The organism is Chenggangzhangella methanolivorans (assembly GCF_042648545.1).
Taxonomy (GTDB): Bacteria; Pseudomonadota; Alphaproteobacteria; order Rhizobiales; family Methylopilaceae; genus Methylopila; species Methylopila methanolivorans.
In genome coordinates, this window is sequence record NZ_JBHRXS010000006.1 from 34,884 (window position 1) to 60,458 (window position 25,575).

General features: G+C 68.9%; 19 protein-coding genes. 10 read left to right on the top strand and 9 right to left on the bottom strand.

The genetic code is table 11. The features are described from left to right. Window positions 1-176: 176 nt before the first annotated feature. The 6 genes from malQ to ACFOWB_RS11435 form a co-directional block, all read right to left on the bottom strand. On the bottom strand, window positions 177-2,267 hold the full coding sequence (gene malQ, locus ACFOWB_RS11410; protein WP_261402371.1) for a 4-alpha-glucanotransferase: 2,091 nt from the start codon (window positions 2,265-2,267) through the stop codon (window positions 177-179). Next, window positions 2,264-4,012, bottom strand: a complete 1,749-nt coding sequence (treZ, locus tag ACFOWB_RS11415) for a malto-oligosyltrehalose trehalohydrolase (RefSeq protein WP_378147363.1) — start codon at window positions 4,010-4,012, stop codon at window positions 2,264-2,266. The genes malQ and treZ overlap by 4 nt, the downstream gene beginning before the upstream one ends. After that, window positions 4,009-6,150 (bottom strand): glycogen debranching protein GlgX, encoded by a 2,142-nt coding sequence (gene glgX, locus ACFOWB_RS11420; RefSeq protein WP_261402374.1) that lies wholly within the window; start codon window positions 6,148-6,150, stop codon window positions 4,009-4,011. The genes treZ and glgX (ACFOWB_RS11420) overlap by 4 nt, the downstream gene beginning before the upstream one ends. A 232-nt stretch (window positions 6,151-6,382) precedes the next feature. After that, window positions 6,383-8,599: a 1,4-alpha-glucan branching protein GlgB gene (gene glgB, locus ACFOWB_RS11425; RefSeq protein WP_378147366.1), complete on the bottom strand. Its 2,217-nt coding sequence runs from the start codon at window positions 8,597-8,599 to the stop codon at window positions 6,383-6,385. After that, window positions 8,596-11,904 carry a maltose alpha-D-glucosyltransferase gene (gene treS / locus ACFOWB_RS11430; protein WP_378147368.1) on the bottom strand — a complete coding sequence of 1,103 codons (3,309 nt, stop codon included), beginning with the start codon at window positions 11,902-11,904 and terminating at the stop codon, window positions 8,596-8,598. The genes glgB and treS overlap by 4 nt, the downstream gene beginning before the upstream one ends. After that, window positions 11,901-13,895 carry an alpha-1,4-glucan--maltose-1-phosphate maltosyltransferase gene (locus tag ACFOWB_RS11435; protein ID WP_261402375.1) on the bottom strand — a complete coding sequence of 665 codons (1,995 nt, stop codon included), beginning with the start codon at window positions 13,893-13,895 and terminating at the stop codon, window positions 11,901-11,903. Before ACFOWB_RS11435 ends, treS begins: the two co-directional genes overlap by 4 nt. 138 nt (window positions 13,896-14,033) lie before the next feature. On the opposite strand from ACFOWB_RS11435, the gene ACFOWB_RS11440 reads away from it, so the two are divergent. The 3 genes from ACFOWB_RS11440 to ACFOWB_RS11450 all read left to right on the top strand — a co-directional run bounded on the left by ACFOWB_RS11440 (window position 14,034) and on the right by ACFOWB_RS11450 (window position 17,951). Further along, the gene (locus tag ACFOWB_RS11440) at window positions 14,034-14,468 is read left to right on the top strand and encodes a DUF2934 domain-containing protein (RefSeq protein ID WP_378147371.1); all 435 of its coding nucleotides are present in this window, start codon (window positions 14,034-14,036) and stop codon (window positions 14,466-14,468) included. Between the two features lie 134 nt (window positions 14,469-14,602). Beyond that, entirely contained in the window at window positions 14,603-16,675 is a 2,073-nt protein-coding gene (glgX, locus tag ACFOWB_RS11445) for a glycogen debranching protein GlgX (RefSeq protein WP_378147373.1), read from the top strand. 94 nt (window positions 16,676-16,769) lie between these two features. After that, entirely contained in the window at window positions 16,770-17,951 is a 1,182-nt protein-coding gene (locus ACFOWB_RS11450; RefSeq protein ID WP_261402377.1) for a sensor histidine kinase, read from the top strand. Here ACFOWB_RS11450 and ACFOWB_RS11455 read toward each other — a convergent pair. The 3 genes from ACFOWB_RS11455 to ACFOWB_RS11465 all read right to left on the bottom strand — a co-directional run bounded on the left by ACFOWB_RS11455 (window position 17,943) and on the right by ACFOWB_RS11465 (window position 19,806). Further along, entirely contained in the window at window positions 17,943-18,299 is a 357-nt protein-coding gene (locus ACFOWB_RS11455; RefSeq protein ID WP_261402378.1) for a response regulator, read from the bottom strand. The two genes, ACFOWB_RS11450 and ACFOWB_RS11455, sit on opposite strands and share 9 nt — an antisense overlap. Before the next feature lie 144 nt (window positions 18,300-18,443). Beyond that, a complete protein-coding gene (locus ACFOWB_RS11460; RefSeq protein WP_378147376.1) occupies window positions 18,444-19,361 on the bottom strand; it encodes a TonB family protein in 918 nt (305 codons plus the stop codon). A gap of 52 nt (window positions 19,362-19,413) precedes the next feature. Next, a complete protein-coding gene (locus ACFOWB_RS11465) occupies window positions 19,414-19,806 on the bottom strand; it encodes a hypothetical protein (RefSeq protein ID WP_261402381.1) in 393 nt (130 codons plus the stop codon). A 280-nt stretch (window positions 19,807-20,086) separates the two neighbouring features. Here ACFOWB_RS11465 and purC point away from each other — a divergent pair, with 280 nt between their 5' ends. The 7 genes from purC (at window position 20,087) to ACFOWB_RS11500 (ending at window position 25,573) form a co-directional block, all read left to right on the top strand. After that, complete coding sequence (gene purC / locus ACFOWB_RS11470; protein WP_261402382.1) at window positions 20,087-20,890, top strand: phosphoribosylaminoimidazolesuccinocarboxamide synthase; 804 nt, start codon at window positions 20,087-20,089, stop codon at window positions 20,888-20,890. 100 nt (window positions 20,891-20,990) lie between these two features. Further along, window positions 20,991-21,515 (top strand): hypothetical protein, encoded by a 525-nt coding sequence (locus tag ACFOWB_RS11475; protein WP_261402383.1) that lies wholly within the window; start codon window positions 20,991-20,993, stop codon window positions 21,513-21,515. A gap of 85 nt (window positions 21,516-21,600) precedes the next feature. Continuing rightward, a complete protein-coding gene (purS, locus tag ACFOWB_RS11480; protein ID WP_261402384.1) occupies window positions 21,601-21,843 on the top strand; it encodes a phosphoribosylformylglycinamidine synthase subunit PurS in 243 nt (80 codons plus the stop codon). 62 nt (window positions 21,844-21,905) lie between these two features. Next, the gene (locus ACFOWB_RS11485; protein WP_378147379.1) at window positions 21,906-22,523 is read left to right on the top strand and encodes a hypothetical protein; all 618 of its coding nucleotides are present in this window, start codon (window positions 21,906-21,908) and stop codon (window positions 22,521-22,523) included. 32 nt (window positions 22,524-22,555) lie between these two features. Next, window positions 22,556-23,245 (top strand): phosphoribosylformylglycinamidine synthase subunit PurQ, encoded by a 690-nt coding sequence (purQ, locus tag ACFOWB_RS11490; protein ID WP_378147381.1) that lies wholly within the window; start codon window positions 22,556-22,558, stop codon window positions 23,243-23,245. Next, window positions 23,245-24,057 carry a DUF72 domain-containing protein gene (locus tag ACFOWB_RS11495; RefSeq protein WP_261402387.1) on the top strand — a complete coding sequence of 271 codons (813 nt, stop codon included), beginning with the start codon at window positions 23,245-23,247 and terminating at the stop codon, window positions 24,055-24,057. Before purQ ends, ACFOWB_RS11495 begins: the two co-directional genes overlap by 1 nt. A 208-nt stretch (window positions 24,058-24,265) precedes the next feature. Continuing rightward, window positions 24,266-25,573, top strand: a complete 1,308-nt coding sequence (locus ACFOWB_RS11500; protein WP_378147383.1) for a choice-of-anchor tandem repeat GloVer-containing protein — start codon at window positions 24,266-24,268, stop codon at window positions 25,571-25,573. Window positions 25,574-25,575 lie beyond the last annotated feature (2 nt).

The following is a 25,575-nucleotide window of genomic DNA, read 5'->3' on the forward strand; positions in this document are numbered from 1 at the left end:
CGACGTCTCAACTCCCTCCGCCTTGCGGGGAAGGTGAGGGTGGGGGTGGTTCAGGATCGAGCGCCTCGGTTCTGCGGAGAGCGACGTCGCCCTCTGAGCCTCATTCGGAGCCGCCCCCATCCCCGGTCCCTCCCCGCAAGGGGGAGGGGAGAAGGGCTGCGCTCGCTCCACGCGGCTCACCCCTCTCGTCTCCTGTTCAGGCTCTTCAGCCGCTCGGCGGCCTTCGGCTCCGCGAGCATCTCCGTCGCGGGCTTGGCCAGGCGCCTGCGCCAGTTCGGATGTTCGTCGAGCGTCCCGGGCAGGTTCGGCTGCTCGACCTGGCCGAGCGCGTCCTCGAGCGGCAGCAGCACGAGCTTCGAAGGGGTGGCGGCCAGGAACCGGATCGAGGCGGCGACGGCGGGATCGGTCTCGTCGGGAGCCGGCCGCGGCCCCCGCGCGACGCCCGCCTGCTCGAAGGCGCGCCAGAGCTCGCCGCGCTCGCCCTCGCGGGTCGCCGTGTCGTTCTCTGACGTCTCGCCGAACTGCTGGCCGCCGATCGAGGCCTTGAGCGCGATGTCCGCGCCCGACCACCAGCCAGCCATGGTGGGCAGGTCGTGCGTCGTCGTCATGGCGAGCGCGTCCTGCGGGTAATAGTCCGGCGGAAAGAAGCCGTGCGCGTCGTCGCGCTCGAACTGCAGCACCTTCATGCCGGCGACGCCGGCCGCGGCCAGCTTGTCGCGGAACCCCTCCGGCACGGTGCCGAGGTCCTCGCCCACGACCACGCAGTCGTTGCGCAGCGACTCGAGCGCGGTGAGCCGCAGCATGTCGTCGACGGGGAACGAGAGATACGCCCCGTGCTTCGAGCTCTCGCCCTCCGGGACCATCCAGAGACGGGCGAACCCCATGGCGTGGTCGATGCGGACGCCGCCGGCGTTCTTCATGCAGGCGCGCAGCGTCGCGAGGAAGGGCGCGAAGCCTTGGGCCTTCAGCGCGATCGGCGAGAAGGTGGCGAGGCCCCAGGCTTGGCCGTTCGGGTTGAACAGGTCGGGCGGCGAGCCGACCGAGAGGCCGACCAGCACGTCCTGCTGCCGGCTCCAGGCGTGGCTGCCGCCTGCGTCCATGCCGACCGCGAGGTCCGAGACGAGGCCGATCGCCATGCCGGCCTTGTGCGCCACGCTTTGGGCCGCGGCGAAAGAGCGGTCCGAGATCCATTGCAGGAAGAGGTGGAAATCGACCTCGCCGGCATGCTCGCGCGCGAAGGCCTCGACCTCGGGGCCGTTCGGATCCTTGAGGCCTTCGGGCCATCGCCGCCAGTCCCACTGGCCAGGATCCGCGCCGAAGCGCGCCGCGTGCAGCGCCTCGAAGCGGGCGTGCTCGATCAGCAGAGCGCCGCCCTCGCGAAGGTAAGCCGCATAGTCGAGCGCGAGATGGCTCGTGGTGTCCGCGCCGAGCTCGACGGCGCGGAAGCTGTCATGGAGCGTCCGGAGCGTCGCGAGCTTCACGGCCGCCGAGCCCGGCCAGTCGACGAGCGCCGCCTTTTCGAGCTTGGCCCGGCCGGCCGCCACGCCCGCGGCCTTGGCGGCCTCGCGCACGCGCTCCTCGCCGAACAGGAAGTCGGGATCGGCGTGCAGCGGATTGAGGAACAGCCGGCTCGACGGGGAATAGGGGCCGAAGTGGTGCGGGTCGGCCGAGAAGCCCGCGTGGAGCGGCGACAGCGCGAGCGCGTCGGCGCCGGCCGCGGCGGCGGCTTCTGCGAGCGCCGCGACCCCGCCGAGATCGCCGATCCCGCCGTCGCCCTTGCGGGTGAGGCCGTAGACCTGCGAGGCGAGCCCCCACATGCGCCGGCCCTGGCCGGCGTCAACGATCGAACGTCCGCGGCCGGGCGAGACCGCGACGACGATCGCTTCGTCGCCGAACTCCAGCTGGTGGTAGCCGGGCTCGAGGATCGGGCGCGCGCGGGCGCGGTCGTCGCCGGCGTCCTGCAGCATGAACTCGAAGATCTCGCCGTCTTCGCGCGTCAGCCGCGCCTGCACGGCCGTCGCTTCAGGAATGTCGAACGGCTCCCCGACGCGCGCGGTGACGAGGGGCGGGCGGGCGCGGTCGGCGGCGTCGAGCGACGCGAGCGCGTCCCGGGCCTGCGCCTCGGTCTCGCAGGAGACGCCGAGCGCGGCGAGCAGACGCTTCAGCGTTTCGGGCGAGACCTCCTGCGCCTTGCCGGCCTGATCGGTCCAGTGAACGGCGAAACCTGCGCGGGTCGCGAGGCGGCGGACGAGATCGTCCGTGGTCATGCCTTCTCCATCAACGCGACGACCGCAAAGCCCTCGAGCCGTCCCGCCCGGGCGGCGTCGGCGACGCCGGGCGCGCTCTCGTAGAGCAGGGGGCCCTCGATCGGGGCGACGTCCAGCGGGCTGTCGGCGAGATTGACCGCGAGCGTCAGCCGCGCCCCGTCCTCGAAGCGCCATGTCGCGCGCACCGCCTTGGGGCCGATCGCTTCCGCCTCGGCGTCGGCGGTCGCCTCGCGCGACGAAATCTCGGCGGCGCGGATCGCGAGAAGACGCTTGAACAGAGCGGCGCGCTCGCCCGCGAGCGTCGGATGGGGCTGTGGGATCGAGGCCTCGAAGGTCGACTTGGCGTTGGGGTCGGGGATCTCCTCGCCCGCAAAGGCCGCGAACTTGGAGAACTCCTTGCGCCGTCCCTCGCGCACGGCGTCGGCGAGCTCGTCCTGGAAGTCGGTGAAGAACAGGAACGGGGTCTCGCTCGCGACCTCCTCGCCCATGAAAATCATCGGGATCTGCGGGCAGAGCAGGAAGGCGGCGGTCGCGGCCTCGACGCCGCCCGGGGGCGCGAGCGTCGTCAGGCGGTCGCCGAAAGCGCGGTTGCCGACCTGGTCGTGGTTCTGCAGGAACGACACGAAGGCCTTGGGCGGCAGATGTCCGGACGGGGTGCCGCGCGGATGGCCGATATGGGCCATCAGCTCGCCCTGATAGACGAAGCCGTCCTTCAGGCAGCGCGCCAGCTTTCCGGCCGTATCCGTTGCGAAATCGTCATAATAGCCCTCGCGCTCGCCCGTCAGCAGCACGTGGAAGACGTGGTGGAAGTCGTCGTTCCACTGGGCGTCGACGTCGCCGGCGAGATGGCTCTGCTGATTGTTCTCGTTCTCCAGAACGAGATGGATGCGGCGGTCGCGCAGCTCGTGGCTGGAGCGGACGGCGGCCGCCATCTCGTCGATCCAGTCCTGCTCGCAGATCGCGTGCACCGCGTCGAAGCGCAGGCCGTCGAAGCGGTACTCGATCAGCCAGTAGAGGACGTTCTCGGTGAAGAAGGAGCGGACCTCCGGGAGGCGGAAGTCGATCGCGCCGCCCCAGGGGGTGTGAAGATCTTCGCGGAAGGCTGGCGGGGCATAGGCCCCAATGTAGTTCCCGTCCGGCCCGAAGTGGTTGTAGACGACGTCGAGGAACATCATCAGGCCGAGCTCGTGGGCGCGGTCGATGAGGCCCTTGAGCTCCTCCGGCGTCCCGTAGGCGGCGTCCGGCGCGTAAGGCAGCACGCCGTCGTAGCCCCAGTTGCGCGCGCCCGGAAAATCCCAGATCGGCATCAGCTGGATCGCCGTGATCCCGATGTCCTTCAACCGCGGCAGAGCGGCGGCGACGCCGCGGAAGCCGCCGAAGCAGCCGACATGGAGCTCGTAGAGCACCGCCTCGCGCCATGGCCGTCCGGCCCAGTCGCCCGCGAGCCAGCGATAGCCGAGCGGATCGACCAGCACGCTCCAGCCATGGACGTCGCCGTCCTGGAAGCGCGACGCCGGGTCCGGGACGGCGAGCCCGTCGGGCAGGCGGTAGCGGTACCGCGCGCCGGCGGGGACGTCCACGGTGAGCGCGAACCAGCCTTCCTCGTCGCGCTCCATCTTGCGCGGGTCGTCGTCCCGGATCTCGAGCTCGACGTCGTCGAGGGCCGGCGCCCACAAGCGAAACGTCGTGCCGCCCGCCTTGTAGGTCGCGCCGAGGGGCAGGGGGCGGACGAAGGCGTCGCTCAAGCTTGGTCGTCTCCGGATATGGCTTCGAGCTTCGGCGGACGCCCGCGGCGCACGGGCGGATGGAGCGACATCAGCAGCACGGCGCTGCGACCCGCGACCGTGACGCGGTCTCCCTCGGCCAAGCGCTCCGGCGCCTCGGGCGCCGCCGTGTCGCACAGGATCGTGGTCGGCAGCTTCGGGGGCGGCAGGGCGAAGGCGCGGTCTTCCGGCGTCGGGTTCATCATCAGCGTCACGAGGGGAACGGCGCCGTCGGCTCGGGGTTTTGCGCGCCGCAGCGTCAACGTGCGTTCGCGATGGTCGTTCCAGGCGTCGGGAGAAACCGGCGCGCCGTTCTCGTCGAACCAGGCGATGTCGAGCACGCCGGGCGCGGGCTGGTCGAGCCCGTGCAGGAAGCGATTGCAGTGCAGGACCTTGTGGGCGCGCCTGAGCTCGATCAGCCGGCCGATGAAGTCGACGAGCGCCTCGCCCTCGGGCGTCGCCGCCTTGCGCCAGTCGACCCAGGAGGTCTCGTTGTCCTGCGCATAGGCGTTGTTGTTGCCGTTCTGGGTGCGGCCGAACTCGTCGCCGGCGAGCAGCATCGGCGTGCCTTGCGCGAACAGCACCGTGGCGAGCATCGCGCGGGCGACGCGGGCGCGGGTCGCGCGGATCTCCGGATCGCTCGACGGTCCCTCGACGCCCCAGTTGGACGAGTAGTTCTCGCCGTGGCCGTCGCGGTTGTCCTCGCCGTTCGCCTCGTTGTGGCGACGCTCGTAGGACGTCGTGTCGGCCAGCGTGTAGCCGTCGTGGCTGGACACGAAGTTGACCGAGGCCCAGGGCTTTCGCGAGCGCTTGTCGAAGAGGTCCGACGAGCCCGCGATCCGCGCCGCGAACTCCGGCCGCTGCCCGCCGTCGCCGCGCCAGAACCGGCGGGTCGAGTCCCGGAACTTGTCGTTCCACTCGGCGAAGCCTGGCGGATGATTGCCGAGCTGGTAGCCGCCCGGCCCGATGTCCCACGGCTCCGAGATCAGTTTGACGCGCGAGAGCGCCGGGTCCTGGCGCACGGCGTCGAAGAAGCCGGAGCCGGGGTCGAACCCGTGGGTCTCGCGGCCGAGCACCGTGCCGAGATCGAAGCGGAAGCCGTCGACGTGATAGTGCTCGACCCAGTAGCGAAGTGAATCCATCACGAGCTGCAGCACGCGCGGATGAGAGAGATTGACGGTGTTGCCGCAGCCGGTGTCGTTGACGCAGCGGCGCCAGTCATGGGTCTCCTGTCGGTAGTAGGACAGGTTGTCGAGGCCGCGGAACGACAGCGTCGCGCCTTCCTCCGAGCCCTCGGCCGTGTGGTTGTAGACGACGTCGAGAACGACCTCGATCCCGGCCGCATGGAGCCGGCGGATCGCGACCTTCATCTCGTTCAGAGAGCCGTCGGAGAGGTAGCGCGGTTCGGGCGCGAAGAACGCCAGGCTGTTGTAGCCCCAGAAGTTCTTCAGCCCCATCTCGACCAGCCGCCGGTCCTGCACGAAGGCGTGGATCGGCAGAAGCTCGACCGCGGTGATCCCGAGCCGCTTGTAGTGCTCGATCATCGGGGGGCTGGCGAGCGCCGCGAACGTGCCGCGCTCGTGGTGCAGCACGTCGGGCCGCAGCATGGTGAGGCCGCGCAGATGCGCCTCGTAGATGACGGTCTCGCCCCAGGGCACGTTCGGCGGCCGGTCGTCGCCCCAGTTGAAGCTGCCGTCGATCACCACCGCCTTCGGCATGCCGGGCGCGGAGTCGCGCCGGTCGAACGAGAGGTCGGCGCGCGGGGAGTGCAGGCGGTAGCCGTAGAGCGCGTCGGACCAGCGCACTTCGCCCGCGAGCTGCTTGGCGTAGGGGTCGAGCAGCAGCTTGTTCGGATTGAAGCGGTGGCCGTGCTGCGGGTTGTAGGGGCCGTGAGCCCGGAAGCCGTAGAGCAGCCCCGCGCGGGCGTTCGGCAGATAGCCGTGAAACACCTCGTCGGTCTGCTCGGGCAGCGCCATCCGCGCGATCTCGCGCCGGCCCGAAGGATCGAACAGGCAGAGGTCGATCTGCTCGGCGTGCGCGGAGAAGACGGCGAAGTTCACGCCGAGCCCGTCCCAGGTCGCGCCGAGCGGGTAGGGCAGGCCCTCTTCGAGGATGCTCATGGCTCTTCCCTTCTCCTGCTTGCGGGAGAAGGTGGCCGAGGCGAAGCCGAGGTCGAATGAGGGAAAGTCAAAAAGAACGGGCGCGCCGACTTCCCCTCACCCTTATCCTCTCCCGCACGCGGGAGAGGGGGGCGGAGGCGTCGCGCCGTGCTCAAGGCTTCATCACTCAGTCCGGCGTGCTCCCCCGAGCGCATTTGACCCCGCACCGTGTTCATTCCCCCAGTTCCCGAGCCTACCCCGCGCGCAGCGCGATCACCGACAGCGGCGGCAGCGAGAGGTCGAGCGATTGCGCCTCGCCGTGGCTCTCGACGGCTTGCGCCTCGAGCCCGCCGCCATTGCCGACGTTCGAGCCGCCATAGAGGCCTGCGTCCGTGTTGATGATCTCGCTCCACCAGCCCGCCTTCGGCACGCCGATGCGATATCCGTGCCGCGGCACGGGCGTCATGTTGGCGACCACGAGAACCGGCGGAGCGCCGTCCTCCCCCTCGCGGCGGAAGGCGAAGACGGAGTTCGTCCGGTCGTCGCCGATCACCCAGCGGAAGCCTGAGTCGAGGTGGTCGCGCGCATGGAGCGCCGGCTCCTTGGCGTAGATCGCGTTGAGGTCGCGGATCAGGCGCTGGACGCCGGCGTGGTGCGGGTCGTCGAGCGCCGGCCAGTCGACCTGCGCGTCGTGGTTCCACTCGCTCCATTGGGCGATCTCGCCGCCCATGAACAGGAGCTTCTTGCCGGGGTGGGTCCACATCAGCCCGTAAAGCGAGCGCAGATTGGCGAATTTCTGCCAGGCGTCGCCCGGCATCTTGCCGATCAGCGAGCCCTTGCCGTGCACCACCTCGTCGTGGCTCAGCGGCAGCACGAACTTTTCGGAGAAGGCGTAGACCAGCCCGAACGTGATGCCGTCATGGTTGTAGGAGCGGTAGATCGGGTTCTGCTCCATGTAGTTCAGCGTGTCGTGCATCCAGCCCATGTTCCACTTGTAGTGGAAGCCGAGGCCGCCCTCGGTGGTGGTGCGGGTGACGCCGGGCCAGGCGGTCGATTCCTCCGCGATGGTGATGGCGCCCGGCACGCGCTCGCGCATCACGGCGTTGAAGTGCTGCAGGAAGCCGATCGCCTCGAGGTTCTCGCGGCCGCCGAGATGGTTCGGCACCCACTCGCCCTCCTTGCGGGAGTAGTCGCGGTAGAGCATCGAGGCCACGGCGTCGACGCGCAGGCCGTCGACATGGAACTGCTCGAGCCAGTGCAGGCCGCTCGCGATCAGGAAGTTCTGCACCTCGCGGCGCCCGAAATTGTAGATCGCGGTGTTCCAGTCGATGTGGAACCCTTCGCGCGGGTCGGCGTGCTCGTAGAGCGGCGTGCCGTCGAAGCGGTAGAGGCCGTGGGCGTCGGTCGGGAAATGCGCCGGCACCCAGTCCACCACCACGCCGATCCCGGCGGCGTGCGCGGCGTCCACGAACTTCGCGAAGTCCTCCGGCGCGCCGTAGCGGCCGGTCGGCGCGAACAGGCCGAGCGGCTGGTAGCCCCACGAGCCGCCGAACGGGTGCTCGGCCACGGGCAGCAGCTCGACATGCGTGAAGCCGAGCTGGGACACGTAGGGGATCAGCTTCTCGATCGCGAAGTTCCAGTCGACCGCGCGGCCGTCCTTCATCCACGAGCCGAGATGGACCTCATAGAAGGACAGCGGCTTGTCGGGCTCCTGCCGTCGCTCGCGCGAGGCCATCCAGTCGCCGTCGGTCCATTCGTAAGCCTTCGGATCGGCCACGATCGAGGCCGTGCCGGGCGCAGGCTCGGCCGACTTCGCCACCGGATCGGCCTTGTCGGGAAGCTCGCCGCCGTCGGGCCCGCGCAGCGCGAACTTGTAGCGCTCGCCCGGGCCGATGCGCGGGATGAAGAGCTCCCAGACGCCCGAGGGGTGGCGCAGCCGCATCGGGTTGCGGCGCTTGTCCCAGGCGTTGAAGTCGCCGACCACCGCGACGCGCTTGGCGTTCGGGGCCCAGACGGCGAAGCGCACGCCCTTGACGCCTTCGATCTCCATCGCGTTGGCGCCGAGCGCGAAGGCGAGCTCGAAATGGCGGCTCTCGCCGAGGAGATGCAGGTCCATGTCGCCGAGCAGCAGGCCGAAGGAGTAGGGGTCCTCGGTTTCCTGTTGCTGGCCCGGCCAGTCGATCTTCAGGCGATAGGGGTCCACGCCCCGCACCGCGCCTTCGAACACGCCGGTGTCCTCGATCTGCTTGAGCTTGCCGATCGACGCCCCGGTCTTGGCGTCGATCGCCTCGACCGAAAGCGCGCCGGGCAGAAGCGCGCGGATATAGGGGCCGTCGCCGTCGTCCCGGCGGCCAAGCGCGCCGAACGGGTCGGCGTGGGCGCCGTGAGCGAGGGCGTCGAGGGCGGAGCGGTCGAGTTTCATATGTCCTTCCGGGCCTGGGCGCATGGCCATGGCTCTGGCGGCGGTCATGATTGGCCTCCCTCTTCTGGAGCGAGTCGGGCCGCAAGGGCGTGCAGGCCCCCAAGCGGAACGTCGATCCATGCCGGACGGTTCGCCGCCTCATAGGCGATCTCGTAGGCCGCCTTCTCGATCAGGAACATGTCGAGCAGTTCGCTCGACACCGAAAGCCCCTCGGCTTCCGCGCGCGCCCGGTAGGCGTCGAGGAAGGCCTGGGCGGCGTCGACGCGGAAGCGCTCCAGGAACTCGTCGCGCCGCGGGCCCGCGACATGCGCCGAGGCCTGCTCGTTCCGGCCGACCATCGCGGCCGCATAATCGAAGGAGCGCAGCACGCCCGCGACGTCGCGCAGCGGCGAGGCCTTGCCGCGGCGCTCCTCGAGCGGCCGGGCGGGTTCGCCCTCGAAGTCGATAAACACGACGTCGCCGCTCGCGACCAGGATCTGGCCGAGATGGAGATCGCCGTGGATGCGCGTCATCGGCGTGCCGCCGCCGGCTTCCGCCAGCTGTCCGATCGCGGTCTCCAGCGCGTCGCGGCGGGCGATGATCGAGCCTGCGCGCGTCGCCTGCGCCGGGTCGACCCAGTCGGCCTTGGCGCGCAGGGCGTTGATCGCGCCTTCGAGCAGCCCGGTGGCGCGGGCCTTCCAGCCCTCGACGTCGCCGGTCGCGGCCGGCGCCGGCGCGAACCACGGGTCTGCGCTCGGTTTGGCGAGCGTCGCATGAAGCTCGGCGAGGCGCGTGCCGAGATTGCCGGCGAAGTCCGTGAACTCGCTGAAGCGCTCGACCTCGGTCATCTCGCCGCCGCCCGTCGAGCCGAATTCGTCGAGCTGGCGGGTGAGGTGGTCGAGCGTCCAGGTCCAGGCGTCGCCCTCGTTCTGGACGAAGCCCTGCACGATCGCGAGCGTCGATCGCGTGCCGTCGGTCGCGACCCGCACCATCTCGCCGAGGAAGGGCGCGGAAGCCGCGAACCCGTTCTCGGTGAGATAGCGGCCCATCTCGGCTTCCGGATGCGCGCCCGGCGCGATCTTGCGCAGAACCTTGATCATCATCAGGTCGCCGGCGATGAGCGAGGAGTTCGACTGCTCGGCCGAGAGCCAGTTGATCTCGGCGTCGGCCGGAAGCTCCGGCACGTTCGCGCCTTCCGCCTGCTCGAACACGATCTCGCCGTCGCCGCTCGGCAGCCGCGCGGACTGCTTCAGCGAGCGCGCCATCGCATGGGCGAAGGCCGGCAGCGCGAAGGCGTCGGTGAGGAGCTGCACCTCGCGGCCGCGACGCACGCGCGCCAAAGCCAGCCGCCCGGCGAGCGCCGGCAGCGGGTCGTCCTCGGACACGACCGCGATCGGCAGCAGCCAGCGCGACGGCTCGGCGCCGCCCGTGACCTCGATCTCGATGAGGCCGATCGGCTCGCCGTCGCCGGGCAGGCGCGACATGCCCTTGATGCGCGGGATGATCTGCTTCTGGTGTTTCCCGGAGAACCACCTGCGGCGCGCCAGGTAGTTCGGCAGCACCGCGGTCTCGAGCGTCTTGCGCGCCTCCACCTGCATGGCGTCGTCGACGCCGGCGCGCAGGACGAGCGTCTCGAAGTCGGCCATCGGCTCGGGCGCGGGCGTATGCCAGCTCGGCGCCTCGGCTTCCTTGGCGAGGATGAACCAGTAGAAGCCGTAAGGCGGCAGGGTGAGCAGATAGGTCAGCTGGCCGATCGGCGGGAACACCGAGCCGGCCGTCATCTCGACCGGCACGCGGCCCTCGAACTCGGAAAGCTCGAGTTCCACCGCCTGCGGGCTGCGGCCCATATTGGCGACGCAGAGGATCGTCTCGCCCTCATGCTCTCGCAGATAAGCGAGCACCCGGCGGTTCGACGGATAGAGGAAGCGCAGCGTCCCGCGGCCGAAGGCGATGTGCTGGCGGCGCGTCGCGAGCATGCGGCGCGTCCAGTTCAGCAGCGAATGCGGGTCGCGCGCCTGCGCCTCGACGTTGACGGCGAAGTAGCCGTAGAGCGGGTCCATGATCGGCGGCAGCACGATCGAGGCGAAGTCCGCCCGCGAAAACCCGCCGTTTCGGTCGATGGACCACTGCATCGGCGTGCGGACGCCGTCGCGGTCGCCGAGATGGATGTTATCCCCCATCCCGATCTCGTCGCCGTAATAGATGACGGGCGTTCCGGGCATCGAGAGCAGCAGCGAGTTCATCAGCTCGATGCGGCGCCGGTCGCGCTCCATCAGCGGCGCGAGGCGCCGGCGGATGCCGAGATTGATGCGCGCCCGGCGATCGGACGCATAGGTGTTCCAGAGATAGTCGCGCTCCTTGTCCGTGACCATTTCGAGCGTCAGCTCGTCGTGGTTCCGAAGGAAGATCGCCCATTGGCAGTTTTCCGGGATCGCCGGCGTCTGCCGCATGATGTCGGTGATCGGGAAGCGGTCCTCGCGCGCGATCGCCATGTACATGCGCGGCATCAGCGGGAAGTGGAACGCCATGTGGCATTCGTCGCCGTCGCCGAAATATTCCTTGGTGTCCTCCGGCCACATGTTGGCCTCGGCGATGAGGAACCTGTCCGGATAGGTGGCGTCGAGCTCGGCCCTGATCTTTTTCAGGATGTCGTGGGTCTCGGGGAGGTTCTCGTTCGAGGTGCCGTCGCGCTCGATGAGATAGGGCACGGCGTCGAGCCGAAGCCCGTCGATCCCGAGGTCCAGCCAGAACTTCATCACCTTGAAGACGGCTTTGAGCACCTGCGGGTTGTCGAAGTTCAGGTCCGGCTGGTGGCTGTAGAACCGGTGCCAGAAATAAGCGCCGGCCACCGGATCCCAGGTCCAGTTCGAGCGCTCGGTGTCGAGGAAGATGATGCGCGTGCCCGAATAGAGCTCGTCATTGTCGGACCAGACGTAGAAGTTCCGGTGCGCCGAGCCGGGCTTGGCGGTCCGCGCGCGCTGGAACCACGGATGCTGGTCCGAGGTGTGGTTGATGACGAGCTCGGAGATCACCTTCAGGCCGCGCTTGTGGGCCTCATGGATGAAGCGCTTGACGTCCTGCAGCGTGCCGTAGTCGGGCGAGACGCCAGTGTATTCCTTGATGTCGTAGCCGTCGTCGAGCCGCGGGCTCGGGTAGAACGGCAGCAGCCAGATCACGTTGACGCCGAGATCGGCGATGTAGTCGAGCTTGGAGATCAAGCCCGGAAAGTCGCCGATGCCGTCGCCGTTGGAGTCCATGAAGGACTTCACGTGCAGCTGGTAGATGATGGCGTCCTTGAACCACAGCGGATCGACGCCGTCCTTGGAGACGAGCGTGCCGGTCGGCTTGGTCTGGGCTGAGTGCTGGACGTTCATGCCACGGCTCCCGCGGGCTTAAGCCGCCAGACGTGGAACGGCAGCTCGTGGGGGTTGATGTAGATCGAGTGGCTCTTGCCGGTCAGCGTGAAGCTGTTGCCGCGCATCAGATCCTCGACCTCAACGGTCCCGGTGTCCGGCAGCCCGAACTCCCAGAGCGGGACCTCGTATCCGGCCGTGCGCTCGGAATGGGGATCGAGCGCGACGAAGCACAGCACCATGTCGATCGGCGTTCCGTCGGGGGCGGTGCGCGCCTTGCCGTAATAGATGATGTTGTCGTCGAAGCAGTTGTAGAACTTCACGCCCAGATGGGTCTGCAGCGCCGGGTTCTCCTTGCGGATCCGGTTGAGCCGCGTGATCTCCTGGATGATGTTGCCCGGTTGGTTCCAGTTCCGGATGCGGATCTCGTACTTCTCGCTGTCGAGATATTCTTCCTTGCCGGGCAGGGGAGCGCTCTCGCAGATCTCGAAGCCGTTATACATGCCCCAGAGACCCGAGAGCGTCGTCGCGAGCGCCGCGCGGATCAGGAAGCCCGGCCGGCCCGAGGTCTGCAGGAAGAACGGGTTGATGTCCGGCGTGTTGACGAAGAAGTTCGGCCGAAAGAAGTCCTTGGGCGCGGTGGTGGTGAGCTCGATCAGGTAGTCCTCGAGCTCCTTCTTGTGGTTGCGCCAAGTGAAGTAGGTGTAGGACTGGCCGTAACCGACCTTTGCGAGCCGATACATCACCTTTGGGCGGGTGAAGGCCTCCGACAGGAACATGGCGTCCGGGTGCTTGGCCTTCACCTCGGCGATCATCCACTCCCAGAACGGGAACGGCTTGGTGTGCGGGTTGTCGACCCGGTAGATCTTCACGCCCTGCTCGGCCCAGAACAGCACGACGTCGCGCAGCGCCGCCCAAAGGCCCGGAACCGCGTCCGGGCCGTAGAAGTCGACATTGACGATGTCCTGGTACTTCTTCGGCGGGTTCTCGGCGTATTTCATCGAGCCGTCAGGGCGCCACTTGAACCAGCCCGGATGCTCCTTCAGCCACGGATGGTCGGGCGAGCATTGGATCGCGAAGTCGATCGCGAGCTCGAGCCCGTGTTCGGCCGCAGCGTCGACGAGCGCCTTGAAATCCTCGAGCGAGCCGAGCTCCGGATGGAGCGCGTCATGGCCGCCGGCCTCCGAGCCGATCGCGTAAGGCGATCCGGGGTCGTTCGGGCCGGGGGTGAGGGTGTTGTTCGGACCCTTGCGGTTCGACGACCCGATCGGGCTGATGGGCGGGAAGTAGAGGACGTCGAAGCCCATGTCGCGGATCATGGGCAGGCGCTTAATCACGTCGCGGAACGTGCCGTGGCGTGCCGGGTCGCCGCTTTCGGAGCGCGGAAACAGCTCGTACCAGCTCGCGAACTCGGCCTTGGTGCGCTCGACTTCGAGCGGGAACGGCTCGGTGCGCGCCGCGTGGTGGCGCGGGTCGCCGGCCTTTGCGGCCTGCGCGGCATCGGACGACAGCAGCTCGGCGACGCGCCCGGCGACGTCGAGCGGGCGCGTCCTCAGCGCGGCGTCCGCAAGCGCCCGGGCTAGCTTGGGCTCGGCCTTCGCCGAAAACTCCTCGAGCATCTCGATGCCCTCGTCGGTCTCGAGCGCCACGTCGAAGCCGGCGTCGCGCTTTTTCGTGAGATCGCGGCGGAAGGTGCCGAAGTCGTCCCACCAGGCCTCGACGAGAAATTCCTGACGACCGATCTCGTCGGGCGTGAAGGTCCCGGTCCAGCGGTCGTTGACGACCTCGGCCATGGCCGCGCGCTTCCAGTCGCCGCCGTTCGGCCCGCGCCAGAGGATCTCGGCGCGCAGCACTTCATGGCCGTCTGCGAAGATGTCGGCCTCGACCGTGATCGGGCGGCCGGCGATCGTCTTGACCGGAAAACGGCCGCCGTCGACGCTCGGCCTCACCGCCTCGATCGCGATCCGCGGGCGCTTTGCGGCGTCGACGGCGTCGATTGAGGCATAGGACATTCGAATCTCCGAAACGAATCAGTAGTCTGAGCGTCACTCAAGCAAGGCGGCGGGTCAGGGCGCCGCGCCGCAGCGGAAACCCACACATCGGTCGGCCGTTTAAGCCGACAACCCCTGAAGCGGGTGAAGGAGAGGGCGATGGGCGATCGAGACAGGCGTGTTCAGGACGAGGCGTACCGCATCTGGAACGAGGCCGGACGGCCGGAGGGCCGCGGCGACGAGCACTGGTACGAGGCCGAAAAGCGCATCGCCGCGAGCGAAGGCGAGCCGGTCCCGTCGAAGGCGAAGAAGCCGAAGGGCGTGAAGCCGGTGGTCAAGGGCGCCGGCGCGAGCGGCGTCGTGACGAAGACCGTCGTCGCCAACGACGCGCCGAAGCCGCGACCGACCAAGGGCGCGGCGGTCGACATTGCGCCCGCCAAGCCGAAAAAGGCGAAGGTCGCGACCGAGGAGGCGCCGAAGGCTGCGGCGAAAGAGCCGGCCAAGCCGGCCGCCGCCAAGGCCGCGAAGCCCGTCAAGGACAAAGCCGAGGCGGACAAGCCCGGAAAGGCCGCGAAACCCAAGCCGAAGGGCTGACGTCGGCGGGCCCTGTCCTAGTTTCTTTGTGATCCGACGATCACCGGGAACGCGCGCGCTTGCGCGCCGTTCTCATCGCGGTGACGGGACACGAAGTCGGGGCTTGCCGCCTCGGGGAAAGGGCTAGCGACCGCATGAGCGACATCAAGACCGACCGCCGGGCGGAGGCCGGGCGGCCGAACAGGCTCGGCGCGACCTTCGACGGCGAAGGCACCAATTTCGCGCTGTTCTCGGCTCATGCGGAGCGCGTCGAGCTCTGCCTCTTCGACGAGAAGGACAACGAGGTCGAGCGCGTCACGCTCCCCGAATTCTCCGACGAGATCTGGCACGGCTACCTGCCCGGAATCCTCCCCGGCCAGCGCTACGGCTACCGCGTCCACGGCCGCTACGCGCCAGAGGAAGGCCACCGCTTCAATCCCAACAAGCTGCTGCTCGACCCTTACGCCAAATCGCTCGCGGGCGAGATCACGTGGGACGACAGCCATTTCGGCTACCGGCTCGACGCCAAGGAGAAGGATCTCAGCTTCGACGAGCGGGATTCGGCGCCGTTTACGCCGAAATGCGAGGTCGCCGACACCGCCTTCGACTGGCAGGGCGACCGCAAGCCCGACGTGTCGTGGGACAAGACCGTGTTCTACGAAACCCATGTCCGCGGCTTCACGATGCTGCATCCCGGCGTGCCCGAGGACGTGCGCGGCACCTTCGACGGCTTGAGCCAGAAGGCGGTCATCGACCACATCAAAGCGCTCGGCGTCACTTCGGTCGAACTGCTGCCGATCCACGCCTTCCTCGACGACCAGCATCTTGAGGGCAAGGGCCTCAAGAATTTCTGGGGCTACAACACCATCGGCTTCTTCGCGCCGATGGCGCGCTACGCCGGCGGCAACGGCAAGTCCGGCAGGGCGCGGATCGCGAGCTTCAAGCACATGGTGCGCTCATTCCACAACGCCGGCATCGAGGTCATCCTCGACGTGGTCTACAACCACACGGCGGAGGGCAACGAGCTCGGGCCGACGCTCTCGTTCAAGGGCATCGACAACCTCAGCTACTACCGAACGATGCCGAACGAGCCGCGCTACTACATCAACGACACCGGCACCGGGAACACCGTGAACACCAGCCATCCGCGCGTGCTGCAGATGGTGACGGATTCGCTGCGCTACTGGGTCGAGGAATGCCATGTCGACGGCTTCCGCTTCGATCTCGGCACGATCCTTGGCCGCGAGCCCGACGGCTTCGATCCGCGCGGCGGCTTCTTCGACGCCGTGAACCAGGATCCGACGCTGCGCCAGGTGAAGCTCGTCGGCGAGCCGTGGGACATCGGGCCCGGCGGCTACCAGGTCGGCGGCTTCCCCCCCGGCTGGGCGGAATGGAACGACAAGTACCGAGACGACGTGCGCGACTACTGGAAGAAGAGCTCCGACACGCTCTCGGGCTTCGCGGCGCGGATCACGGGTTCGGGCGACGTCTACGACCGCAACGGGCGGCGGCCGTGGGCCGGCGTCAACTTCGTCACCGCCCATGACGGCTTCACGCTGCACGACACCGTCACCTACAACGACAAGCACAACGAGGCGAACGGCGAGGACAACAAGGACGGCCACTCGCACAACCGCTCGTACAATTACGGCGTCGAGGGCGAGACCGACGACGAGGGGATCGTGGCGACCCGCGAGCGCCAGAAGCGCAACTTCCTCGCCACGCTCCTGTTCAGCCACGGCACGCCCATGATCCTGGCGGGCGACGAGTTCGGCCGCACGCAGGGCGGCAACAACAACGGCTACTGCCAGGACAGCGAGATCTCCTGGGTCAACTGGGATCTCAACGACAACAACAAGGCGCTGCTGGCCTTCACCCAGAAGCTCGCCAAGATCCGCGCCGATCACCCGATCCTGCGCCGCTCGAGCTTCCGCGACGGCATGGAGATCTCGTGGCTCAATCCCGGCGGCGGCGAGCAGAAGCCGGAGCACTGGGCCGACTCCAACGCCGACTGCATCGGCCTGAGGCTCAAGACCGCGGACGAACAGGCGATCCTGATCTTCAACGCCCATGACGGCGTGGTGCCGTTCGTCGTTCCGGAAAAAGACGGCGGCGGCGACTGGACCGTCATGGTCGACACCGACCAGCCGGAGGCCGATCCGCGCCCGCAGCCGGGCGGCGGCGACGCCATCGACGTCGCGGGACGGTCGCTTCTGCTGCTGATGTAGGGACCGTGACCGTAATAAGGTACCGGATTGACAGCGGTCTCGACGCCGAAATATCTCGGTCTGACGATGGGCTCCAGTCCGCGACGGGTCGGCGGTGAAATCACAGTTTCCGGGACCGTGGCGCAGCTCCGTAGGCGATGCCTACGAACAGGGCGCGATCTGGGACGAGATCCTCGCAAAGGATTGGTCCGCGACGTCGCTCGGACCGGTCGAGGCCTGGCCGATCGCTTTGCGGACGATCCTGAGGACGGTGATCTCGTCGCGCCAGCCGATGTGCGTGTGGTGGGGGCCGGACCTTCTCCAGTTCCACAACGAGGCGTTCCTGCCGATCCTCGCCGACCGCGCGAAAGACGCGATCGGCGCGCCGATCGAGGTTCTCTGGGCGGACGTGTGGACGGACGTCGAGCCGCTCATCAGCGAGGCGCTCGCAGGCCGGGGCGCGTCCGTGAACGACATGCCGCTCGACATGATGCGTTTCGGCGTGTCCCAGCCGACCACCTGGACGTTCTTCTACAGCCCGGTCTACGACGACGCCGGCGAGGTCGCGGGCGTCCTCAACGTCACCACCGACACCACCGCGCAGGTCGAGGCCGGACGGCGCCAGCGCGCCGAGACGGACGCCCTGACCGAGGCGCTCGGCGACGCGAATGTGGAGATCGGACAGCAGCGGGAGGCGGCGCGGCTCCGCATCGTGGTCCAGCGCGAGCTCTCGCATCGGCTGAAGAACGCCTACGCCATGATCCAGTCGATCGTGAACCAGACGCTGAACCACGCCGAGTCGTTGCAGGAGGCCAAGGAGACCGTCGGCGCCCGCATCAAGGCGCTGTCGCTAGCGCAGGACGTGCTGATGGAGTCGTCGTCGGACGACGTCGAGGTTTCGGCCGTCGTCGCCGCGGCGCTCACGCCTCACCAGGAAGCCGTCTCGCGGATCATCGTGTCGGGCCAAAAGCAGCTTGTGGGCTCTCAGCAGGGGCTCGGGCTCGCCCTCGGGGTCCACGAGCTCGCCACGAACGCCGCGAAATACGGATCGCTGTCGACGGACGCCGGCTCGGTTCGCCTGTCATGGGCCTCCGAAGGCGGAGGCTTCCGCTTCGAATGGGCCGAGGAAGGCGGGCCGCCCGCCGCGCAGCCGGTTCGGCAGGGCTTCGGCACGCGCCTCCTGAAGCGCGTCGTGCCGGCCTATTTCAACGGGTCCGCGAAGCTGGACTACGCCGAGGGCGGCTTCCGCTACAGCCTGGCGGGCAAGCCGGACGACGAACCCGCGCCATCACTCTAGTTTGCGCAAGGCCGCAAGGAGTTCGGTCTTCCACGGCGGCTTGCTGACGAAGCCCAGCGGTTCGAAATCTGCGGCCGCCGCGATCACGCGGGCGTCGATCCTCGAGCTGACGAAGACGCTGCGCACGCCGAGCCGCCGGTAGAGCCTTTCGGCGGCGTCCAGCCCGCTTGTCTTCCGGGCGAGATCGATGTCCATCGTCGCCGCGTCCGGCTTTTCGCGCTCCGCCATCGCGAAGGCGGCGTCGGCGTCGCGCGCGACCCCCACCACCACGTGGCCGCCGTCCTCGAGAATGCTCTCGACCTCCATGGCGATGAGCGGTTCGTCTTCGACGACCAGGATCCGTTTCAAGCGGCTGAGCATTTTCGAGACGGATAAGCGCGGAGGATGCCGCTCGTTCAATCCGATGAACGCGTGGAGTTAGCGCAGCGGCGCCGATTGGTAAGGCGCGGGCGCGGACTTATCCGCCGCCGCGCCTTTCCAATCGGTTGGGCGTCATCGCGGAGGCGCGCTCGCCGCCTCGATCATCCCCGCGCCGTCGCGGATCGTCTGGAACGTCGGGAGGGCCTCGGCCATCCTGCCCTTCGCCGCCACGCAGGTGATGGCGTAGGCCCCGCTCGGCCGCTCGAACATCGCGACGTAGAACTCCGAGTCGCTCCAGCCGGGGGCGCCGGCCCTCGGCGTCTGGAACAGCTCGATCAGCTTCGAGCCCCGATAGTCGGTGACGGACGTGCGATCGACCGCGAGGCTGTTGGCCTCCGCGGCGCGGGTCTGGACGGCGAGCGCGCGGTCGACGCTCGCATCCTCGTTCAGCCCCTCCTGCGTCCGCGACGGGTCGTCGGCGTTCTTGAATCCGACGAGGCAGAGCGGCTCGTTCGGCGCGGCGTAAGGGGGAGGGGCGCCGGCCGCCGTCACCTGGACGCCCGCCGTGAGGCGGGGATTGTTGGGAAGCGGGTCGAGCAGGAAGGGCGGCGGCGTCTCGATCCTGAGGCCGAGATCGGTGTGGACGTAGAGCCGCCGGTCGGCCTCGTCGGTCGGCGCGAGCGTCATGATGAGCGGCAGCGTCGCCGCATGGGTCTCGCCGGGGATGTCGGCCGGCAGCGGGGGCAGCGATCCGGCGTCGCGCGCCATCTTGAGCGCGGCCTCGTCCGCCGGCCCGAAGCCGGAGGACTTCTCGATCCTGACGTCCGCGATCGAGCCGTCGCGCCGGATCTCGATGCGCACCACCGTCCGCAGCGAGCCCGCGACGCCCTTGACGCTGTCCGGCAACGGCCGGGCGCCCGCGAAGGTCAGTCGGGCCGCGACCGCCCACTCCTGGCGGTTCTGCGGGAGAGGCGGCTTTTCGGGCTCGGCCGGGGCGGGCGAGGCGACGGCGAGCGTCAGCGATAAGGCGAGGAGCGAGCGGGCGAACATCGCCGGACCCTATCGCCGTGCGTCCTCGCCGGGCAATCCGTCTCGCGGCGCGTCAGCCGCCGGTGACGAGATGGGCGAAGCAGGACGACAGCGCCGGCGGAATGCCGGCCGCGTTCTGCTCCACCTCCTGCCGGATGTCCTGATACTCGTCCGGGCGTCCAAGGCCGGGCGAGAGGTAGATTCGCTGCGTTTTCGCCGGATCGCCCTTGAAGAACAGCCACAGCGCGTCGGCGCTCTTCGGTTTGACGTGGAAAACGCTCCAGGCGCCGACCGACAGCTTGCTGTCGATCGGCAGCGCCCCGCTCGAGATCTGGCGGCCGACGGCGGCCGCCTCGGCCGGCGTCGCGGCGCCGTGCGCGACCGTCACGCCGGGGCAGGGCGGCGTCGCGAGGGCAGGGCTCGCGCAGCAGAAAACGGCGAGAAGTCCGAGGCGAATCCGGGGCATGGACGGGTCTCCGCAAAGCAGGCCGCGGCGCGCCGTCGGCGCGGGCCAGAAGAAGAGTCTAGCGCCGGCGGCGGCCCGCCGACAGAGTCTCGGGCGGACCCGCCCGCCGCGCGACTCTATGCCGGGGAGGGCGCAAGCCCGCGCTCATTGTGCGGCGCGGCCCGATCGCCTATGTTCCGCGCTCGCGCGGACGCCGCTTCTCGCGACGACCACACCCTTTTCCGCGCGCGCCGGATGAGACACGACCCTCCGGTCAGGCCCGACACACCCGGCAGGTGACATGGATTTCCTCAAGCCACGGTATACGCCGATGAACCGCCGCCGCCGCATCTACGAAGGCAAGGCGAAGGTCCTTTACGAAGGTCCCGAGCCCGGCACGCTGATTCAGCACTTCAAGGACGACGCGACCGCCTTCAACGCCAAGAAGCACGAGATCATCGACGGCAAGGGGGTGCTGAACAACCGCATCTCCGAGTACATCTTCCAGCATCTCAACGACATCGGCGTGCCGACGCACTTCATCCGTCGGCTCAACATGCGCGAGCAGCTGATCCGCGAAGTCGAGATCATCCCGCTCGAGGTCGTGGTGCGCAACGTCGCAGCGGGGTCGCTCGCGACCAAGCTCGGGCTCGAGGAAGGCACCCAGCTGCCGCGCTCGATCATCGAGTTCTATTACAAGAACGACGCGCTGAACGATCCGATGGTCTCCGAAGAGCACGTCACGGCCTTCGGCTGGGCGAGCCCGCAGGAGATCGACGACATCATGGCGCTGGCGATCCGCGTCAACGACTTCCTGTCCGGCCTGTTCCTGGGCGTCGGCATCCGTCTCGTCGACTTCAAGATGGAGACCGGCCGCCTCTGGGAGAACGACACGGTCCGCATCGTCGTCGCCGACGAGATCTCCCCGGATTCGTGCCGCCTCTGGGACATCAAGTCGAACGACAAGCTCGACAAGGACCGCTTCCGCCGCGACATGGGCGGGCTGGTCGAGGCCTATTCCGAGGTCGCGCGCCGGCTCGGCATCCTGCCCGAATCGGAGGTTCCGAACGGGCGCGGGCCGGTGCTGGTGACCTCCAAGGAGTGACCCGAAACACGCATGCGCCGCGGCCTTTCCGGACCGCGGCGTCATGCGCCGGAGGATCCCATGACACGTAAGGTCATCTCATGACCCGAATGGTCATCCCATGACCCCAATGGTCTTCGCGGCCGCCCTAGGGGCGGCCGTCGCGTTTTCCGCGCCCGCCGCGGCGCTCGACCTGTCGAAGCTTCCGAATCCCTTCGGCGGCGACTGGACGGTCAAGAGCGCCGCGCCTGACCTCGTGCGCTACGTCTGCGGCTCGCCCGCCTGTCCGCCCTCCGGCGAGATCGCGATCGCGCTCCGTCCGGCTCCCGACTCCGCGCGCGACGCGGTGATCGCCGATCCGGAAGGCACGCTCGCGGGCTACGAAAAGGGCTTCAAGAACAACCCCGCCAACAAGGCCTGCGAGTTCTCCGACTTCGCCGCCGCCAGGGACGGCGAGCAGGCCTCGCGCTTCGAGATGCGCGGCGAATGCCCGAGCGGCCTCGTGCTGATGATGGCGACCCTGTTCGACAAGCGGCAGCCCGGCACGATCAGCGTCGTGGCCTCGTCGATGGACGCTCCGAAGGCCGGCGCGGTCCGCGCCCGCGCGGTCGCGGCGATCGGCGCCGCGCTGTCGGCCGCGCGCTGACGGGCCGCCCTTCCGGCTGGCGTTCGGCCGCGCGAGCGCCTAAACGAAGGGCCCGCAATTCCCGACACCGGAGCCCATGACACCCATGAAGGCGCGCGTCACCGTCACGCTGAAGACCGGCGTTCTCGACCCCCAGGGCAAGGCGATCGAAGGCGCGCTCGGCTCGCTCGGCCTCGAGGGCGTGGAGAGCGTTCGCCAGGGCAAGCTGTTCGACGTCGAGCTCAAGACGTCGGATCCGGCCGAGGCCGAAGAGACCCTCAAGGCGATGTGCGAGAAGCTGCTCGCTAACACCGTGATCGAAAGCTACCGCTACGAGATCGCGGGCTGACCCCGAAAACGGGGCGGCGGACTCTCCAGAAAAAGAACAAGATCCGAGGGAGGATCGAACCCGTGACCCGCAGTCTTTCGCTCGCCGCGGCTCTGGCGCTCGCGCTCGCCGCGCCGGCCGCCGCGCAGTCTCCGGAAGGCGGTCCGCGCCTGTCGGCGCCGGGCGGCCAGCAACAGCCGTCGGAGCCCGCCGCCGCCGAAATGCCCGGACCGACCACCGAGATCATCGGGCCTGACGGCTCCTTCCGCCTTCAGCCCGACGGGACCACCTGGGAGCGCTTCCAGTCGGTCCGCGCCATCGGCGTGCGCTGCACCGACAAGGCCTGCGGCTCCGAGCGCGTGTTCTGCCTGATCCAGGTGCGCGGCGCGCAAGACGCCAAGGCCGGCCAGCCGGTCTCGCAGGCGGCCGCCGAAGAGTTCGGCGCGGGCGTGATCAGGAACTCCCCGAAGGAGATGGCGGCCGACTACGTCACGCCCTTCAGCGAGAAGACCTTCGGGCCCCATCCCGGCCGCTGGGCGGACCTCAAGGCCGAGGGCGAGCCGGGCTCGCTGCGCTTCGGCCTGTTCCTCACCAACGCCGAAAAGCACCTCGTCGCCTTCAATTGCGTTTCGCCGACGGCGAAATGGGACGAAAACAAGCCTAAGTTCGAAAGCCTCATCGCGACGTTGCGGACGCTCTGACGTTCGAGCCGCGCCGTAAGGAAAAGCCGTTCATGAAAGCCGCCGTCGTCGTCTTCCCCGGATCCAATCGCGAGCGCGACGTCGCCAAGGCGCTGCAGCGCGCCACGGGCCAGGCCCCCGCGATGGTGTGGCACGCCGAAAGCGCGTTGCCCGAGGGCACCGACCTCGTGGTGCTGCCCGGCGGCTTCTCGTATGGCGACTATCTGCGCTGCGGCGCGATCGCGGCGCGCGCGCCGGCCATGGACGCGGTGCGCGCCCACGCCGGCCGCGGCGGCCTCGTGCTCGGCATCTGCAACGGCTTTCAGATCCTGGTCGAGAGCGGCCTGCTGCCCGGCATCCTCACCCGCAACAAGGGCCTGCGCTTCATCTGCAAGTCGCAGCACCTCAAGGTCGGGCGCGCCGACACCGCCTTCACGAGCCAGTATTCGGAAGGCCAGGTCATCGAGGTCTGCTGCGCCCATGGCGAGGGCAACTACTTCGCCGACGCCGAGACCATCGAGCGGCTCGAGGGCGAGGGGCGGGTCGCGTTCCGCTACTGCGACGCGGCCGGAAACGTCGGCGGCAACGCCAACGCCAACGGCTCAATCAACGACATCGCGGGGATCTACTCCGAAAACCTCAACGTGCTCGGAATGATGCCGCATCCCGAGAACCTCGTGGACGCGGCGGTCGGCGGCGTGGACGGTCTGGCGCTCTTCACGGCGCTCGCGAAGGCGGCGTGATGTCGGCCGCGCCCGGCCGCATCCGCATCGGGGTCGGCGGCTGGACGTTCGAGCCGTGGCGCGGGGCGTTCTATCCCGCGAAACTGAAGAAGGACGACGAACTCGCCTACATGGCCGAGCGCCTGACCGCGATCGAGGTCAACGGCACCTTCTATCGCGGCCAGAAACCCGAGACGTTTCGGAAGTGGGCCGACGCCGCGCCGGACGGCTTCCAGTTTCCGCTCAAGGCCTCGCGCTTCTGCACCAGCCGCCGCGTGCTCGCCGAGGGCGCGGAGTCGGTTCAGAAATTCTGGGACACCGGACCGACCGCCATGGGCGAGAAGCTCGGCCCCATCCTGTGGCAACTGCCCGCCACCAAGCGCTTTGACAGGGACGACATCGCGGCTTTCCTCAAGCTGCTGCCGGCGAGCCATGACGGCGTAAAACTGCGCCACGTCATCGAGGCCGGCCACGAGAGCTTCGCCGACCCCGCCTTCGTCGAGTTGCTGCGCGAGGCCGAGGCGCAGGTCGCGCCGGTCACCCTCGACGATCCGGACCATCCGACCATCGCCGACGTCACGGCCGACTTCGTCTATCTGCGTCTCGAGCGCAGCCGCGACGACGTCGAGACCGGCTATCCCGAGGATGAGCTCGACGCCTGGGCGTCGCGGCTAAAAACCTATGCGGCGGGCGGCGTTCCGGGCGACCTGCCGACGCTGAAGGGCGACACGCCTGTAGCGAAGCCGCGCGACGTCTACTGCTTCCTGATCTCGGGCGCGAAGGTCCGCAATCCCGCCGGCGCCATGGCGCTGATCGAGCGCGCGGGCCGCTGAAATTTTTGTCCGCCCGAACGCCCGCCCGCTACCCTCATAGGTGACTTTACGGATGGCCGCGCCGGCCGGCCCGGCGCTACCCTTCCGGGCGTCCCGATGCTTCGCGTCGGGACGGTTGCGTCCGCATCGCATCCGGCCGCGTCCTCGATTCGACAGCCGCGGCCGCCGGCGTCGCCGAAGCGCGACGATCACGCGGAGGATTTTCGGCATGGCGGCGATCAGGCGTCGCGTCGGCCGGCTCTCGGCGCTCTCGGGGGCGCTCGCGGCGGCGTTGACAACGGCCATTTTGGGTTTCGCGGGCGCCGCTTCGGCCGCGCCCGAACTCACCACCCTCTTCGCCTTCACGGACGGCGTCACCGGCGAGCATCCCTGGGCGGCGCCGATCCTCGGGCCGGACGGCGCGCTCTACGGCGTGACCATCGACGGCGGGGCGAGCGATGACGGCGTGGTCTACCGGCTGACGCCGCAAGAGGCGGGCAAGCCATGGAAATACAAGGCTCTGCATGAGTTCCGGGGCGGCCGCGACGGCGCGGATCCGATCGCGGGGCTGGCGATGGGCCCCTCCGGCGCGCTCTACGGCGTGACCTCGGCGGGCGGCGGCGGCGAGTGCTCGGGCGGCTGCGGCGTGGTCTACGAGCTCGCGCCCAAGGGCGACGGAAGCTTCGCCTATGACGTCATCTACCGGTTCAAGCGAGTGGCCGACGGGGTGCGAAGCTCGTCGCGGCTCGTGATGGACGATGACGGCGCGCTCTACGGGACGACCGCGGCCGGCGGCGCCTATGACAGGGGCACGGCGTTCTCGCTGAGAAAGGCCAAGAGCGGCTGGAAGAAGAAGATCCTTCACAGCTTCGCGGGCGGAAAGGACGACGGCCGGTTCCCGGACGCCGGCGTCGTGTTCGGCCCGGACGGCATGCTCTACGGAACGACGCGCGTCGGCGGCGCCGTCTCGGGCGACAGGGGGACGGTCTATCGGTTGGCGCGCTCGTCGGCCTCCGGCCTGTGGAAGGCCAAGCTTCTCCACCGCTTCACGGGCGGCCCCGACGGCGAGCAGCCGACCGGTCCGCTCGCCTTCGACCGGGACGGCGCGCTTTACGGCGCGACGTCGCTGGGCGGCGGCGGAACCTGCTTCGGCGGATGCGGGACGGTGTTCCGCCTCGCCCTGCGCGCCGCGAAGGGCTGGAGGAAGGAGACGATCCACAGCTTCACGGGCGGCCAGAGCGACGGCGCCTCTCCGCGCGCCGGCCTTGTGGCCGACGGCGCAGGCGCGCTCTGGGGCGCGACGCCCGGCGGCGGGCCGAACCCGTCGGTCGGCGTGATCTTCAATCTGACCCCGCCCAGGAAGCCTGACGGGGCGTGGAGCGAGAAGATCGTGCGCGCCTTCACCGGCTCCGGCGGCGAAGGTGGCGTGCCCTTCGACGGCCTGATCCTCGACGGCGCGACCGGCGACTTCTACGGCTCGACCCGCGACGGCGGGAACGCCACCGGCTCCGGCACGGTGTTTCGTCTCAGGCCCTGACG